A 15,557-nucleotide genomic window follows, 5' to 3' on the forward strand; every position below is an offset into this window, starting at 1 on the left:
GTTAGTACTTTTCTTTGTAGGAAATGCTGCTATTGATTAAGCAATTAAGCGTAAACATAAAAAAGCCTTTAGAAAGTTAAATTCTAAAGGCTTTTTTATTGCAAATTTTAGAAAATATAATTATTCAATTAGGTTTTGATAGCGTTCAGAAATTAAATCCCAATTTAAGTGTTTTAAGAAACAATCTATATATTCTTTCTTATTATTTTGGTAATTGTTTAGGTAAGCGTGTTCCCAAACATCTAGAGCAATTAAAGGCTTGCCTTTGCTTGTTGCATCTACCATTAACGGATTATTTTCGTTTGTAGTAGTTACAATTTCTAGTTTTTTATTTTTAGTTACAAGTAACCAAACCCAGTTTGAGCCAAATGACGATAACGCTGTTTTAGTAAAACTAGTTTTAAAATTTGCAACAGAACCAAAAGTATCTACAAGAGCCGTTTTTAAAGTGTCTGATGGTTGAGTGTTTAACTTTGGCGTTAATATTTCAAAATAAAGGGTATGGTTGTAAAAGCCTCCAGCATTATTTTTTAAAGCAACATCTTCGGCTTTAACTTCGGTACAAATTTGAGTAATGGTTTTATCTGTCCACTGTTTTTCTTCAATTAATGTATTAAGTTTATTTGCGTAGTTTAAATATACTTTTGCATAATGATATTCTAAATTTTTGCCACCAATGGGTTGGCTTATCGAATCGAATCGAAAAGGTAATGCGTATAATTTAAAAGGTTTTCCAGTTGCTTTATAATCGTTTGGATTAGAAAATTCATGCGAAACTTTAACTTCGGGTTCTGGAATTTTAACTTCCACTAAATTAGTATCTTCTTTACAAGATACAAGCAGCGTTAAAAAGGCAATTGCAAGAAAATAAAAAGTAGTTTTCATGGTTTAATGTTTCGTTCTTTCATTAATCCATTAATAATATCGATATACTGTTGTTTAGCTTCGTTAATGCTTAAATGTTTTACTTGCATTAAGGCATTTAATTTAAAAGCATTTATGAGTTCTTCTCCTAAATCGTTTTGTTCAAAACTTTGGTTTAATGAAGATAATCGGCTAGAAGTAGCATGTTTGTATAAACTATATAATACTAATTGAACATTTGGCGGAACCGATTCTTTAGGAACTAAATTAGCGTTTTCAAATGCTTGATCAAATAATATATCTAATTCTTTTTCAGTCATTATTTTTTACAAATAACAGTTTTAGCACCAATTGCTTTTTGGTTTAATTCTACATCAATTTCAGTTCCTAAAGGTAAAAAAATATCTACACGTGAACCAAATTTTATAAAACCAGCATCTTTTCCTTGAATAACACGCATACCTTCTTGGGCATAGTTTACAATTCTACGTGCTAAAGCGCCCGCTACTTGGCGGTACATAATTTCTCCAAAAATACGGTTATTAATTACTATAGTAGTACGTTCGTTTTCTTCGCTAGCTTTAGGATGCCAAGCTACTAAATATTTGCCTGGGTGATATTTACTGTATTTTACAACACCATTTACCGCATAACGCGTAACGTGAACGTTTAAAGGCGACATAAAAATAGAAACCATTAAACGCTTGTCTTTGAAATATTCGGGTTCGTAAACTTCTTCAATTACAACAACTTTTCCATCTACAGGCGCTAGTATATGATTATCGCTATTTTCAACTTCTCGTTTCGGGTTTCTAAAAAACTGCAATACAATTACTAAAACAAAAATAGCAATGCAAATTAATACAATTCGCAACCAATTAATTGCAATAAAATCGCTAGCTATAATAATTGCCGAAGCAATAACTAACGCAATAAAAATAGATTTAGCACCTTCTTTATGAAACATAATATAAAATTAAATAAAACAAATATATGAAAGGAACAACAAATATAATACTATCTAACCGATCTAAAATACCGCCATGGCCAGGCATAATGTTTCCGCTGTCTTTTACGCCTGCCATTCGTTTAAATTTTGATTCTATTAAATCGCCTAATGTGCTGAATATGCTAACAATAACTGCAATAATAAGCCACATATACAAATTGGATTCGCGAATGTTAATATAGTTTTTTGCCAATAAATAACCTGAAATAATAGTGAAAAATAAGCCGCCTACAAAACCTTCTATTGTTTTTTTAGGTGAAATTGAGGGTAATAATTTGTGTTTTCCTATGTTTTTACCAACCAAATAAGCAAAGGTGTCGTTTGTCCAAATTAAAATAAATATACTAATTAAAATTTTAGGATTATATCCTTTATCGCCAATAGGAACTTTCGTAATAATTATAAATGGAAAAATTATGTAGCCTAGTAATGCCACATATTTTAGATAATTTGAAAACGGAATAGTTGGTTTTTTACTAAATAAAAAATACACTAATAGCAAGGAAACACTAATTGTAAAACCAGTAATAAATTTATCGTAAACTAGGTAATACTTAGAATTGTAAAAAAATGAATATAAACTTATTGCAGCTAGTAGGGCAAACCATTTGTTTAAATTTACCAATTTAGAAAATTCGTAGGCCGCTAAAGCTAAAAACAAGCCAAATAAAATAAAGAAACTATCGTATGAATAATAAATACAACTTATAAGTAATACTACGTAAACAGCTCCTGAAATAGCTCTTTTTAAAGTTTCATTCATTTTATAAATCTTCTAACAAGAGCAAATATAGGTTTTTATATGTACTTCCGTATTGCAAAAAATCTTCCTCGTTAGGTTCTTTGTAAAGTGTAATTGTGGTAATATTAGTAGGACGATTTGTGTATTTTCTATTTATAGTACGCAAACCATCGCCTTTGCTATTTACAAGCTGACTTGTTGTGGCGTAAACAATAAGATTTTTTGGAATTTCGTCCATCTTAAATTCTTTTAATTGGTTAGACGAAAATAATATTGAGCCTTTGTCGGCAATTAGGTTTTCACACGAGCATAATAAAAACGTAGGATTTTCAGTAGTTTTATATGTAATTTTATTTTCATCTAAAAGATAGGTTAATCTGTTATCAAAGCAAATGGCTTCTTTTTCGAACCAATCGTTTTCTTCTAGTATGTTAATAAAATTTTCTGCAATTTCTGCTAATGAAATACAATACACAAATTTACCACCATTTTTGATAAAGTTTTGCATAAACATTTCATCTACGGGAATATTTTTGTCTGGCATATACGGGCTTTCCGTATTTTCAGCATCATCATTTTTTTTGTTTTTCCCAAAAAGTTGCTTAAATAAATTCATTAAAATTAATGTGTAATAGAGCCAAATATATAAAAAAAAACTTAATTTTTATTGCAATAAAAATTAAGTTTTTAATAAACTATAAACTATTTTATATTTAGTTGTTTTCTAAAGCGTTATTTGGTTTTTCTACAACTTGCTCTTCAACTACTATTTCTTCTGTTTTTTCAAAAGGTCGTTTTCCAAAAATAGTTTCTAAATCGTCTTTAAAAATTACTTCTTTTTCTATTAAAATATCGGCTAATTGCACTAATTTTTCTTTGTTCTTTTCTAAAATTTCAATAGCTCTAATGTATTGTTTTTCAATTAATTCCGAAATTTCTTTATCAATTATCTGTGCGGTTTCTTCAGAATACGGTTTTGAAAAACTATACTCGCTTTGTCCGCTAGAATCGTAATAAGTAATATTACCAAGTTTATCATTTAGCCCGTAAATAGTAACCATAGCCCGTGCTTGTTTGGTAACTTTTTCTAAATCGCTTAATGCACCTGTCGAAATTTTATTGAAAATTACTTTTTCGGCAGCTCTACCACCCATGGTAGCACACATTTCGTCAAGCATTTGCTCTGGGCGAACAATTAAGCGTTCTTCTGGTAAATACCAAGCGGCACCCAAACTTTGACCTCTTGGCACAATGGTAACTTTTACTAATGGAGCAGCGTGTTCGAGCATCCAACTAACAATTGCATGACCAGCCTCGTGAATAGCAATAGCACGTTTTTCTTCGGGTGTTACTATTTTATTTTTCTTTTCTAGTCCGCCAATAATTCTATCTACAGCATCTAAAAAGTCTTGTTTATCAACTGCTTTTTTGCCATTACGTGCTGCAATTAATGCTGCTTCGTTACACACATTAGCAATATCGGCACCTGAAAAACCAGGCGTTTGTTTGGCTAAAAAGTCGGTATCGAGTTCTTCTGCTTTTTTTATAGGTTTTAAATGTACTTCAAAAATTTCTTTTCGTTCTTTAACATCTGGTAAATCTACATAAATTTGACGATCAAAACGACCTGGACGAAGAAGTGCTTTGTCTAGAACATCGGCTCTATTTGTTGCGGCTAAAACAATTACATTTGTATTACTGCCAAAACCGTCCATTTCGGTTAACAACTGGTTTAGTGTATTTTCGCGTTCATCGTTAGCGCCTGTCATATTGTTTTTTCCTCGAGCACGACCAACAGCGTCTATTTCATCAATAAAAATAATAGAAGGCGATTTTTCTTTTGCTTGTTTAAACAAATCGCGAACGCGTGAAGCACCAACTCCTACAAACATTTCCACAAAATCGGAACCCGAAAGCGAGAAAAACGGAACTTTTGCTTCGCCAGCTACAGCTTTAGCTAATAGTGTTTTACCTGTTCCGGGTGCGCCAACTAATAAGGCTCCTTTTGGTATTTTACCACCAATTTCGGTATATTTTTGAGGGTTTTTTAAAAACTCTACTATTTCTTGTATTTCTTCTTTTGCACCCTCTAAACCGGCAACATTTTCGAAAGTAACTTTTACATCATTTTTTTCATCGAATAATTTGGCACGCGATTTTCCAATGTTGAAAATTTGTCCGCCACCGCCACCAGCACCGCCAGACATTCTACGCATCATAAATACCCAAAATAACACTAATAGCCCGAAAAATAAAAGTGTTGGTAATATTTCGCCCCAAATGCTATCGGGTTCTTTTTCAAAATCGTTTATTAACCCTTTTTGTTGTGCTTCTTGAAGGTTTTTTTCAAAAATTTCGGTATTCCCTATTTCGGTATAGTATTGTGGTCCTCGAGTATTTTCTTTACCAAATACATCTTTTTTTACTTTTTTATGAGTTTCCGATTGTAATGCCGATTCTTTTAAGTAAATATTTGCGCGTGCATTTGTAAATACAACTTTTTCTACCTGATTAGAATCGATATATTGATAAAATTTTGAAAGACTAGTGGGCCTTGGAGTGTTAAAGTCGAAACCATTACCACCAAAAAGCATAATTGCTAAAAACATAGCAATAAATACGCCATATACTAATCCTGAAGAAATTTTAAATTTTGGTGTGTTATCTTTTTTGTTTGCAGCCATATATAATTATAATAATTAAGTTGATAGGGTTGTAATTTTTGCATCGCCCCATAAACTTTCGATGTTGTAATACTCTCTAATGTGTTTTTGAAAAACGTGAACTACAATGTTTACATAGTCAATAAGTACCCATTCGGCATTTTCGGTTCCTTCTATATGCCAAGGTTTTTCTTTTAATTCTTTTGAAACAACTTTTTGAATGGAATTTGCAATTGCCACTACTTGTGTGTTCGAGTTACCATTACAGATAATGAAATAATCGCAAACGGTATTTTCTATTTCTCGTAGGTCTAAAATTTGAATATCTGCACCTTTAACATCTTCAATTCCTTTTATTATTAAAGATAATAAATCATCAGTGCTTACTATATTTTTTGTCATTTAAAAAATTTGAGTTTTTGCAAAGTTATCACTTTTTGTTTTTATTTTTGAACCTTAACAAAAGATTAATTGCATAAATTTAGTCAATAGTTTAGACTATGAATATTATCAAACTTAGTGCCACACCCTCAACGAACTTATTTTTAAAAGAATTGGCAGTTACACAAAAGCTCGAAAATTTTACAATTGTGCAAACCGATAATCAGTTTAATGGCAAAGGGCAACAGGGTAGTGTATGGCAATCAGAATCGGGTAAAAACCTCACTTTTAGTTTGTTAATTAATGCTATAGACCCTGTAAAGATTAATTTAATTATGCTATCAGTAATTGTTCCGTTAAGTATAATACAAGCAATGTCTAAATTTAATGTACCCGAATTAAAGATAAAATGGCCAAACGACATTTTGGCAGAAAACAAAAAAATAGCTGGCATACTTATAGAAACCAGTTTTAAATCGACAAATCAAATTTCGGCAATAATTGGGATTGGCTTAAATGTAAACCAGCTAGTATTTGATAATTTGCCAAACGCATCAAGTTTAGCATTATTAACAGGAAAAACTATTGATTGTGATAGTTTGCTTATTGCTATTGCGAATCAAATTAAAAACAACTACAATTTATTAACCGTAAAAAACGACGCTTATTTTTGGAATTTATACCACAATTATTTATTTCAAAAAGATATTCTTTCTGTTTTTAAAGATAAAGAGGGAAATCGCTTTTGGGGCACTATAACAAAAGTAAATAGTAATGGAAAATTAGTTGTTAAGTTAGATTCGGGCATTGAAAAAACATTTTCTACTAAAGAAATTACATATTGTTATTAACTATTTTTAAAAGATTAGTAAAGGTTTGTTAAAAGCCGTTAAAAGTTTTTCAATTTAAGTACCTTTGTGAAGTTTTTAATTTTTCAACTCAAATCCGATGGATAAGAAAATAATTTCCTTTCTTTTTTCAACTCGTTTAATGGCTGTTTTATTTGTTCTATTTGCTGTTGCAATGGCAATAGGTACATTTGTAGAAAGCGAATATAATACTGAAACAGCACGTATTTACATTTATAATGCTTGGTGGTTTGAAACCATTATGGTGCTTTTTGTTATCAACTTTATAGGAAACATTAAACGCTATCAACTTTTTAAAAAGGAAAATTGGGCGACATTACTTTTACATTTATCATTCATTTTTATTATTGTAGGGGCTGGTATAACACGCTATATTAGTTATGAAGGTATAATGCCAATTCGCGAAGGCGAAACAACAAATTTAATGTATTCGGATAAGACGTTTGTTACTGTTTTAGTAGATGGCGAATATCAGGGGCAACAAATGAGAAGAACCTTTGAACACCAACAGTATTTTGCACCAATAGCATCGAATAATTTTAGAATAAAAGGCAATTTTAATACAATTCCGTTTAAAGTTACGCACGATAACTATATAATGAATGCTGTTGAAGAGATTGAACCAAATGAAAACGGAACACTATTTTTAAAAATGGTAGAATCGGGTGATGGTTCGCGTCACGAGCATTATTTAAAAGCAGGCGAAGTTCAAAATATTCACAACGTATTATTTGCATTTAATAAGTTTACACCAGGCGCAATTAATATTTCCGAACTTGAAGGTGCTTATTTTATACAAACACCATTTGAAGGAAATTTTATGCGAATGGCAGACCAATTAAAAGGAGCAGTAGTTAAAGATTCTTTACAACCATTAAACTTACGTTCGTTGTATAGTTTAGCGGGAACGCAATTTGTATTTCCAGAACCCGCAATTAAAGGTAATATTGTTTTAAAATCGAATAATAATTATCAAGATAAAAGTACAAAAGATGCTTTAACCGTTACCATTTCTTCACAAGGGAAACAAGAAAAAATTACGGCTATGGGTGGAAAAGGTATGCGTGGCGAACCTAAAACAGTTAAAGTAGGCAATTTAGAATTTACCATGTTTTTTGGTAGTAAAATTTATGAACTACCTATAGCTATTAAACTTAACGATTTTATTGCCGATAAATACCCTGGAACAGAAAAAAGTTATTCAGCTTATAAATCAATTTTCAAATTACAAGATAAAGAACAAAATATTGCAAAACGGATAGTGTGTTTATGAATCATATTTTAGATTATAGCGGTTATCGATTTTTTCAAGCAGGTTTTGATCCCGATGAAAAAGGAACGCAATTGTCTGTAAATCATGATTGGTGGGGAACAAATATTACGTATATAGGTTACTTTTTATTGTATATTGGTTTAATGTGGATTTTATTTGCTAAAAAATCGCGTTTTGGTCAGTTAAAAGAGAAAATAAATAAGATCGAATTAAAGAAAAAAACTTTAGTAGTAGCTTTTCTTTTTTCTTCTTTGCTAGGTTTTAGTCAACACGAAGGAAATCATGAAAATGAGACTCCATCTCCTGAAAAAGTAATCGAATTTCTTCAAAAGCATAAAGTTTCAGAAGAACACGCCGATAAATTTGGACATATAGTCATTCAAGATCAGGGAGGTCGTATGAAGCCTATTAATACGTTTTCATCTGAGTTATTGCGTAAGGTTTCAAAAAGCGATACTTACGAAGGAATGAACTCCGATCAGGTTTTACTTTCAATGACGCAATTTGGGCAGTATTGGTACAATTTACCAATTATTTATTTAAAGCGAGGAAACGATAGTATTCGCAAAATTATTGGTATTGATAAAAAAGAGAAATATGCTTCGCTACTTAACTTTTTTGATGAAAAAGGAAATTATAAATTAGCACCGTACTTAGATGAAGCTTATCGAACAAATATGCCCAATCAGTTTCAAAAAGATTTTAAAGAAGCCGATATGCGTGTAAACTTAATGTATAGTGCAATTAGTGGCGAAATTTTGAAAGTATATCCGATTCCTAACGATAAAAATAACAAATGGGTTTCTTTTTTAGAAGTTAGCGAACCTACAGGAACTGCTTTAGATACCATCAAAAATTTAATGCCAATTTACCTTGATGCTGTAACTAAAGCATCTGAAACTGAAAATTACAATTTACCCGATTCGTTGCTAATTGGTTTAAAACGTTATCAAGAAAAATTTGGCGCAAAAGTAATGCCATCTGAAAGACAAATAAATACAGAAGTTTTATATAATAAATACGATATATTTAAAAAGCTTTTCTCATGGTATTTATATGCTGGCGTATTAATGCTAATTTTAGCTATCGTTCAATTATTTTCGAAATCAAAATATTTAAAATATTCGGTTAACTTTTTGTATGGTGTACTTTTATTTTTATACGTTTTACATACATTAGGATTGCTAGCACGCTGGTATGTTTCAGGTCATGCACCTTGGAGTGATGCCTACGAAAGTATGATATATGTGGCTTGGGCAACTATGTTTTTTGGAATGTATTTTGGTTGGAAATCAAAATTAACTGCCGCATCAACTGCTTTTGTGGTGGCAATGATTTTAATGATTGCTCATTGGAACTGGATGGATCCAGCTATAGCAAACTTACAACCTGTATTAAATTCGTATTGGTTAATGATACACGTAGCGGTAATAGTTGCCAGTTACGGGCCGTTTACATTAGGTATGATTTTAGGAGTTGTTACTTTGTTTTTGATGTTGTTTGTTAATGAAAATAATAAAACACGACTTAAATTAGCAATTGACGAACTAAGTTATATAAACGAAATGGCTCTAACCGTTGGGTTGGTAATGCTTACAATTGGTAACTTTTTAGGCGGACAATGGGCTAATGAAAGTTGGGGACGCTATTGGGGTTGGGATCCAAAAGAAACTTGGGCTTTAATAAGCATTATGGTATATGCGTTCGTAATTCATGCACGTTTGGTGCCAGGTTTACGAGGTCGTTGGATATTTAATGTTATGAGTATTTTTGCTTTTTATTCTATTTTAATGACCTATTTTGGAGTTAACTTTTATTTAACGGGTATGCATTCGTATGCTAGTGGCGAAAAAATAGTAACACCTTCTTTTGTATATATTTCTGTTGGATTATTAATTGTTTTATCTTTATTTTCTTATTTAAAATACAAAAAATATTTAAAGAAGTAAATTGTCAAACCTCAAAGGTTTTCAAAACCTTTGAGGTTTGACAAGTAATAGACGTAGTACAAATGCAACTTTCCGTAATCATACTCAATTATAACGTGCGCTATTTTTTAGAGCAATGTGTATTGAGTGTTCAAAAGGCTTTGCAAAATATTGATGCTGAAATAATTGTTGTTGACAACGCCTCGTCTGATGATAGTTGCTTGATGATTCGAGAGAAATTTCCGAATGTAATTTTAATTGAAAATAAAGAAAATTTAGGTTTTCCAAAAGGAAATAATATAGGTGTAGCGCAAGCAAAAGGCGATTTCATTTGCATATTAAATCCAGATACTGTTGTTGCAGAAGATACGTTTACAAAGATTTTGAAGTCGAATGTAGCAATTCGCAATTCACAAGTCGGAATCATTGGTTGTAAATTAATTGATGGTGCTGGAAATTTTCTTCCCGAAAGTAAACGAGGTGTGCCAACGCCTTGGGTAGCTTTTACCAAAATATTTGGTTTGTATAAAATTTTTCCAAAATTTTCATGGTTCAATCAATATTATGCCATGCACTTAAACAGTAATCAATCGGGTGAAGTAGATATCTTAGTAGGAGCATTTATGTTGATGCAACGTGAACTTTATTTAAAAGTTGACGGTTTCGATGAAAATTGTTTTATGTATTCTGATGATATTGATTTAAGTTATTTGGTGCAAAAATTAGGTAAAAAAAATTATTATTTTGCCGATACAACAGTAATTCATTATAAGGGAGAAAGCACCATTCGCGATGGATTGTATATGAAGCGTTTTCAAGAAGCCATGAATTATTTCTATGGAAAACATTTTAAAAAATCCTGGTTTTTTGATAAAATGATGCAATTGGGTGCATTTATATTTTCATTTTTCAAAAAATCACAACAAAAAGCATTAAAACCAAAAATTGAAAAATACATCATTGTTTCTAAAAGTAAAATAGATTGGTCAACTACAATTCCGGTAGAATATGTAGCTACTATTGATGCCATTTCATTAACAAAAAATAAAACGATTCAAATTCTATTTAATGTAGAAGATTGTTGTTATTCTGATATTATCGCATTTATGGAAAATAATGCAGCGCCAAATATTAGTTTCAAGAATTATTTTCCATCATCAAAATTTTTAATTGGTAGCTATAACTCAAACGATAGAGGAGAAATTATTACGATATAAAAAATTAAATATTTCTTTATAAAAGCTACTAAAATTTAGTATTTTTGCAATCCATAACAAATAAACACAACTTGAGTTAAAAATATGGCAAAGTTCGAATTAAAATTACCCAAAATGGGCGAAAGTGTTGCAGAAGCAACCATAACCAACTGGCTAAAAAAAGTAGGTGATACCATTACACAAGATGAAGCCGTTCTTGAAATTGCAACCGATAAAGTAGATAGCGAAGTACCAAGTGAAGTTTCTGGAACGCTTACCGAAATTCTTTTTCAAGTTAATGATGTGGTGCAAGTTGGGCAAACACTAGCTATAATCGAAACCGAAGGAGGTAGTGCAACAACAACACCAGTTGTAGCAACACCAGAAAAATCTCCAGCAGTAACCGAAATTCAAAAAACTGTAGATACCGCCAAAGAAGTGGCTTCAGCTCCCGATTTTTCAAATTCTGATAAATTCTTTTCTCCATTAGTGAAAAATATTGCCAAAGAAGAAGGTGTTTCTCTTGCCGAATTGGAAGCTATAAAAGGTAGCGGAAAAGATGGTAGAGTAACCAAAGAAGATATATTAGAATATATTAAAAATAGAGGAAATCAGCCAAATGTTCAGTCACCAGTTGCAAGTGTACAGTCGGCAACAGTTGTAACTCCACAAGCTACAGAAACATTAAACATTAAACCTGAAACTAAAACAGCTCCTGTTTCAGTTAACGGAGAAGACGAAATTGTTGAAATGGATCGTATGCGTAAGCTTATTTCCAAGTATATGGTAGAGTCGGTGCAAACTTCGGCTCACGTACAATCGTTTATTGAAGTAGATGTAACCAATATTGTAAAATGGCGTGATAAAGTTAAAAATGCTTTCGAAAAACGCGAAGGCGAAAAATTAACCTTTACACCAATATTTATGGAAGTGGTTGCTAAAGCCTTAAAAGATTTCCCAATGATGAATATTCAAGTCGATGGCGATTATATCATCAAAAAGAAAAATATCAACTTAGGAATGGCAGCGGCATTGCCTAACGGAAATTTAATTGTTCCGGTAATCAAAAATGCTGACCAACTCAATCTAGTGGGAATGGCAAAACAAGTGAATGACTTGGCAAACCGTGCTCGCAACGGAAAATTAAAACCCGACGATACTCAAGGTGGAACGTATACCGTAACCAATGTGGGTACATTCGGTTCAGTTTTCGGAACACCAATTATCAACCAGCCACAAGTGGGAATATTAGCATTAGGCGCTATTCGTAAAGTGCCTGCGGTTATCGAAACACCAGAAGGCGATTTCATAGGCATACGTCAAAAAATGTTCCTGTCACATTCTTACGATCACCGTGTAGTTGATGGTGCTTTGGGCGGTAGTTTCGTGAAACGTGTTGCCGAATACCTCGAAGCTTGGGACGTTAATCGAGAAATATAGCATTGTCATCCTGAATTTATTTCAGGATATAAAATACAAACCACGTTTCGGCGTGGTTTTTTTAATAAGGCTGCACACATCAAGCGATTTACTCAACCTTAGTCCCGCTTTTCGCGCTACACGGTAGCTCGCTTCAATCGGGGCAGAAATCAATTAAATCATTTCAAAAAAAATATTAGAATAACTATATTTGTAATCCAAAACCTATAAAAATGGAATTAAATCTTACACGCCCAATCTGCTTTTTTGACCTTGAAACCACCGGAATTGATGTTGCTAAAGATAGAATTGTAGAAATTTCGATATTAAAAATTTTTCCAAACGGTAATAAAGAAAGCAAAACCTGGTTAGTCAATCCAACAATTGCAATTCCAGCACACGCCACAGCAGTACACGGAATTACAAACGAAAAAGTTGCCAACGAGCCTACTTTTAAAGAATTGTCATCTCAAGTGTATCAAATGATTAAAGATTCCGATTTGGCAGGTTTCAATTCCGATCGATTTGATATTCCGCTTTTAGCTGAAGAATTATTGCGTGCCGATGTAGATTTTGATATGAAAAACCGAGTTTCAGTCGATATCCAAACTATTTTTCATAAAAAAGAAGAACGTACCCTAAGTGCTGCCTATAAATTTTATTGTAACGAAAGTTTAGAAAATGCGCACAGCGCCGCTGCCGACACCAATGCGACGTACGAAATATTAAAAGCGCAACTCGATCGTTACAACGACTTAGACAACGATATTAAAAAGTTATCAGAATATACTACTCGTAAAAAATCGGTTGATTTTGCTGGTTTTATTGCTTTAAATAATGAGGGACAAGAAATTTTTACTTTTGGAAAACACAAAGGCGCACTAGTTGAAGATGTTTTTGAAAAAGAACCAGGCTATTTTGGTTGGATTCAAAATGCTGATTTTCCCTTGTACACCAAAAAAGTACTCACAGCTATTAAATTACGAAAGTTGAGCACAAAATTGTAAAAAAGTAAAAAGTAAAAAGTAAAAAGTAAAAAGTAAAAAGTATATTGGCTAATTACTAATAACTAAAATAAGAATGAAAATAATCTGTATAGGTAGAAATTATGCCGACCATATTTCGGAATTGCAAAATGAAAAACCAACTGAGCCAGTTATTTTTTTAAAACCAGATACGGCTATTTTACCTACACAATCACCATTTTTTATTCCCGAATTTAGCAATGATGTACAACACGAAGTTGAAATTTTGGTTAAAATAAATAAAGTAGGAAAATACATCGATGCAAAGTTTGCACATAAATATTATGACGAAATAGGATTGGGTATCGATTTTACAGCTCGCGACTTGCAAAATGAATTAAAAAGTAAAGGTTTACCGTGGGAAAAATCTAAAGCATTCGACGGTTCGGCGGTAATAGGTAGCTTTTTGTCGAAGAATTCTTTTGCTTCTTTAGAAAATATTAACTTTGAGTTGCAAAAAAACAAACAAGTAGTTCAGCAAGGGAATTCATCTTTAATGCTATGGAAAATAGACCAATTGGTAGCCTATGTTTCTCAGTTTTTTACACTTAAGACAGGAGATATTATTTTTACAGGTACACCTAAAGGAGTTGCTTCAGTAAAAGAAGGAGATGTTTTAGAAGGTTTTATAGAGGGTAAACAACTATTTAGTTTACAAATAAAATAGCATGGCACTGTATTACAATTTAGCTAAAATTTATGAAATCTCTGAAAACGATTACGAGTTTGCTTTGCAAGTGGTAAGTTCTTTTTTAGAAGAAGTACCCATTGAAATAGATTTAATTAAAACAGGTATTTCAGAAAAAGATTACAACAAAGTATATGCTTCTGCTCATAAAATTAAACCTTCATTAGATTTGTTAGGAATGGATTTAGCCTTTGAAGAAAATTTAGAAATTATGAAATGGGCAAAAAAAAACGGCAAGAAAAAAGAAATTTCCGAAACCTATAAATCATTAAAAAAGCACGTAAATTCAGCAATTAAAGAGCTTAAAAAAGATTTTAAAATAGACCAAGAATAATTATGAATGCTTCAATAATTACAATTGGCGATGAGATTCTTATTGGTCAAATTACAGATACTAATTCGGCATATATTGCTAAAGAGTTAGAAAAAATTGGAATTTCTGTTTTTCAAATGTGCTCTATTTCCGACAATAAAGAACAAATTTTACACACGCTTTCGCAGTTTCAAAACAAAGTAGAGCTTGTTGTTATAACTGGAGGTCTTGGTCCTACAAAAGACGATATAACCAAGAAAACACTATGCGATTTTTTTAACGATGCTTTAGTTGAAGATAAAGCGGTTTTAGCACATGTAACCCATCTTATAGAAGCTATTTATAAACGACCCATTTCTCAAATTAATAAAGACCAAGCATTAGTTCCTTCTAAAGCTACAATACTATTTAACACTTTAGGAACGGCTCCAGGTATGTGGATGCAAAAAGAAAACACTATTTATGTTTCATTACCAGGTGTTCCATACGAGATGAAGTCTTTAATAGACAATGAAGTTATTCCTAAATTAAGAGAAAAGTTTTCTCGCCCTGTTATTATTCATAAAACACTACTAACCTATGGTAGAGGCGAAAGTTTAATAGCCGAACAAATAGAAGAATGGGAAAATAATTTACCGAGTTTTATTAAACTAGCTTATTTACCAAGCCCTGGCAAAGTTCGATTGCGTCTTTCGGGTAAAGGAAATAACGAAGAAGAACTAACTCAAACAATGAATAATGAAATAGCGAAGTTAAAACCATTAATAGGCGATATTATTATAGGGTACGACGAAAGCGAACCAATAGAAGTAATAGTAGGGAAACTTTTAAAAGAAAAAAACCTAACATTAGCAACAGCCGAAAGCTGTACAGGTGGAAAAATTGCCGAAATGCTAACTTCAGTTTCGGGCGCTTCTGCGTATTTTAAAGGAAGTATTGTAAGTTATGCTACCCAAGTAAAAGAAGATGTTTTAAAAATATCACCAAAAATTATACAAGAACATTCGGTTGTAAGTAGTCAAGTTGCTTCAGCAATGGCACTGTCGGTTCAAAAACTATTACAAGCAGATGTGACTATTGCTACAACAGGTAATGCAGGGCCTAATAAAGGCGATTCGAACGCAGCAATAGGAACAGTGTTTATAGCAATTTGTATAAAAAATAATGTATTTGTTGAAGAATTTAAC

The 15,557-nt window shown here is 32.0% G+C and carries 14 protein-coding genes and 1 pseudogene; 8 read left to right on the plus strand and 7 right to left on the minus strand.

Features of this window, described 5'->3' with window-relative positions:
- Nucleotides 1–120: 120 nt before the first annotated feature.
- From R2808_RS10610 to rsfS, 7 genes are all read right to left on the minus strand, one after another.
- Nucleotides 121–885 carry a superoxide dismutase gene (locus R2808_RS10610; RefSeq protein WP_371270985.1) on the minus strand — a complete coding sequence of 255 codons (765 nt, stop codon included), beginning with the start codon at nt 883–885 and terminating at the stop codon, nt 121–123.
- Nucleotides 882–1,184, minus strand: a complete 303-nt coding sequence (locus tag R2808_RS10615; RefSeq protein WP_371270986.1) for an acyl-CoA-binding protein — start codon at nt 1,182–1,184, stop codon at nt 882–884. The genes R2808_RS10610 and R2808_RS10615 overlap by 4 nt, the downstream gene beginning before the upstream one ends.
- Nucleotides 1,184–1,831, minus strand: coding sequence for a phosphatidylserine decarboxylase family protein (locus R2808_RS10620; RefSeq protein ID WP_371270987.1), 648 nt, complete (start codon nt 1,829–1,831; stop codon nt 1,184–1,186). Before R2808_RS10620 ends, R2808_RS10615 begins: the two co-directional genes overlap by 1 nt.
- On the minus strand, nt 1,821–2,636 hold the full coding sequence (locus tag R2808_RS10625; protein ID WP_371270988.1) for a phosphatidate cytidylyltransferase: 816 nt from the start codon (nt 2,634–2,636) through the stop codon (nt 1,821–1,823). Before R2808_RS10625 ends, R2808_RS10620 begins: the two co-directional genes overlap by 11 nt.
- 1 nt (nt 2,637) lies before the next feature.
- A complete protein-coding gene (locus R2808_RS10630; RefSeq protein ID WP_371270990.1) occupies nt 2,638–3,231 on the minus strand; it encodes an LUD domain-containing protein in 594 nt (197 codons plus the stop codon).
- 97 nt (nt 3,232–3,328) lie between these two features.
- A complete protein-coding gene (gene ftsH / locus R2808_RS10635; RefSeq protein WP_371270991.1) occupies nt 3,329–5,299 on the minus strand; it encodes an ATP-dependent zinc metalloprotease FtsH in 1,971 nt (656 codons plus the stop codon).
- A 15-nt stretch (nt 5,300–5,314) separates the two neighbouring features.
- Entirely contained in the window at nt 5,315–5,680 is a 366-nt protein-coding gene (gene rsfS, locus R2808_RS10640; protein ID WP_371270992.1) for a ribosome silencing factor, read from the minus strand.
- A gap of 98 nt (nt 5,681–5,778) precedes the next feature.
- Here rsfS and R2808_RS10645 point away from each other — a divergent pair, with 98 nt between their 5' ends.
- The 8 genes and pseudogenes from R2808_RS10645 to R2808_RS10680 all read left to right on the plus strand — a co-directional run.
- On the plus strand, nt 5,779–6,510 hold the full coding sequence (locus tag R2808_RS10645) for a biotin--[acetyl-CoA-carboxylase] ligase (protein WP_371270993.1): 732 nt from the start codon (nt 5,779–5,781) through the stop codon (nt 6,508–6,510).
- A gap of 97 nt (nt 6,511–6,607) precedes the next feature.
- A pseudogene (gene ccsA, locus R2808_RS10650) lies at nt 6,608–9,750 on the plus strand (cytochrome c biogenesis protein CcsA).
- A 62-nt stretch (nt 9,751–9,812) separates the two neighbouring features.
- Nucleotides 9,813–10,946 carry a glycosyltransferase family 2 protein gene (locus tag R2808_RS10655; protein WP_371270994.1) on the plus strand — a complete coding sequence of 378 codons (1,134 nt, stop codon included), beginning with the start codon at nt 9,813–9,815 and terminating at the stop codon, nt 10,944–10,946.
- Between the two features lie 84 nt (nt 10,947–11,030).
- Nucleotides 11,031–12,365 (plus strand): dihydrolipoamide acetyltransferase family protein, encoded by a 1,335-nt coding sequence (locus R2808_RS10660; RefSeq protein WP_371270995.1) that lies wholly within the window; start codon nt 11,031–11,033, stop codon nt 12,363–12,365.
- A 212-nt stretch (nt 12,366–12,577) separates the two neighbouring features.
- Nucleotides 12,578–13,351 carry an exonuclease domain-containing protein gene (locus R2808_RS10665; protein WP_371270996.1) on the plus strand — a complete coding sequence of 258 codons (774 nt, stop codon included), beginning with the start codon at nt 12,578–12,580 and terminating at the stop codon, nt 13,349–13,351.
- Between the two features lie 73 nt (nt 13,352–13,424).
- Nucleotides 13,425–14,036 carry a fumarylacetoacetate hydrolase family protein gene (locus tag R2808_RS10670; protein WP_371270997.1) on the plus strand — a complete coding sequence of 204 codons (612 nt, stop codon included), beginning with the start codon at nt 13,425–13,427 and terminating at the stop codon, nt 14,034–14,036.
- A 1-nt stretch (nt 14,037) separates the two neighbouring features.
- The gene (locus R2808_RS10675; RefSeq protein WP_371270998.1) at nt 14,038–14,391 is read left to right on the plus strand and encodes a histidine kinase; all 354 of its coding nucleotides are present in this window, start codon (nt 14,038–14,040) and stop codon (nt 14,389–14,391) included.
- A 2-nt stretch (nt 14,392–14,393) separates the two neighbouring features.
- On the plus strand, nt 14,394–15,557 hold a 1,164-nt coding region (locus R2808_RS10680), incomplete at its 3' end, for a CinA family nicotinamide mononucleotide deamidase-related protein (RefSeq protein WP_371270999.1).

The sequence above is a fragment of the Flavobacterium sp. genome, assembly GCF_041392005.1.
In the GTDB taxonomy this organism is placed as follows: Bacteria; Bacteroidota; Bacteroidia; order Flavobacteriales; family Flavobacteriaceae; genus Flavobacterium.

Excerpts from the sequence above, each read along its gene's own strand:
- R2808_RS10610 (WP_371270985.1), bottom strand. The coding sequence starts at position 885 with ATGAAAACTACTTTTTATTTTCTTGCAATTGCCTTTTTAACGCTGCTT.
- R2808_RS10615 (WP_371270986.1), bottom strand. The coding sequence starts at position 1,184 with ATGACTGAAAAAGAATTAGATATATTATTTGATCAAGCATTTGAAAAC.
- R2808_RS10620 (WP_371270987.1), bottom strand. The coding sequence starts at position 1,831 with ATGTTTCATAAAGAAGGTGCTAAATCTATTTTTATTGCGTTAGTTATT.
- R2808_RS10625 (WP_371270988.1), bottom strand. The coding sequence starts at position 2,636 with ATGAATGAAACTTTAAAAAGAGCTATTTCAGGAGCTGTTTACGTAGTA.
- R2808_RS10630 (WP_371270990.1), bottom strand. The coding sequence starts at position 3,231 with ATGAATTTATTTAAGCAACTTTTTGGGAAAAACAAAAAAAATGATGAT.
- ftsH (WP_371270991.1), bottom strand. The coding sequence starts at position 5,299 with ATGGCTGCAAACAAAAAAGATAACACACCAAAATTTAAAATTTCTTCA.
- rsfS (WP_371270992.1), bottom strand. The coding sequence starts at position 5,680 with ATGACAAAAAATATAGTAAGCACTGATGATTTATTATCTTTAATAATA.
- R2808_RS10645 (WP_371270993.1), top strand. The coding sequence starts at position 5,779 with ATGAATATTATCAAACTTAGTGCCACACCCTCAACGAACTTATTTTTA.
- R2808_RS10655 (WP_371270994.1), top strand. The coding sequence starts at position 9,813 with ATGCAACTTTCCGTAATCATACTCAATTATAACGTGCGCTATTTTTTA.
- R2808_RS10660 (WP_371270995.1), top strand. The coding sequence starts at position 11,031 with ATGGCAAAGTTCGAATTAAAATTACCCAAAATGGGCGAAAGTGTTGCA.
- R2808_RS10665 (WP_371270996.1), top strand. The coding sequence starts at position 12,578 with ATGGAATTAAATCTTACACGCCCAATCTGCTTTTTTGACCTTGAAACC.
- R2808_RS10670 (WP_371270997.1), top strand. The coding sequence starts at position 13,425 with ATGAAAATAATCTGTATAGGTAGAAATTATGCCGACCATATTTCGGAA.
- R2808_RS10675 (WP_371270998.1), top strand. The coding sequence starts at position 14,038 with ATGGCACTGTATTACAATTTAGCTAAAATTTATGAAATCTCTGAAAAC.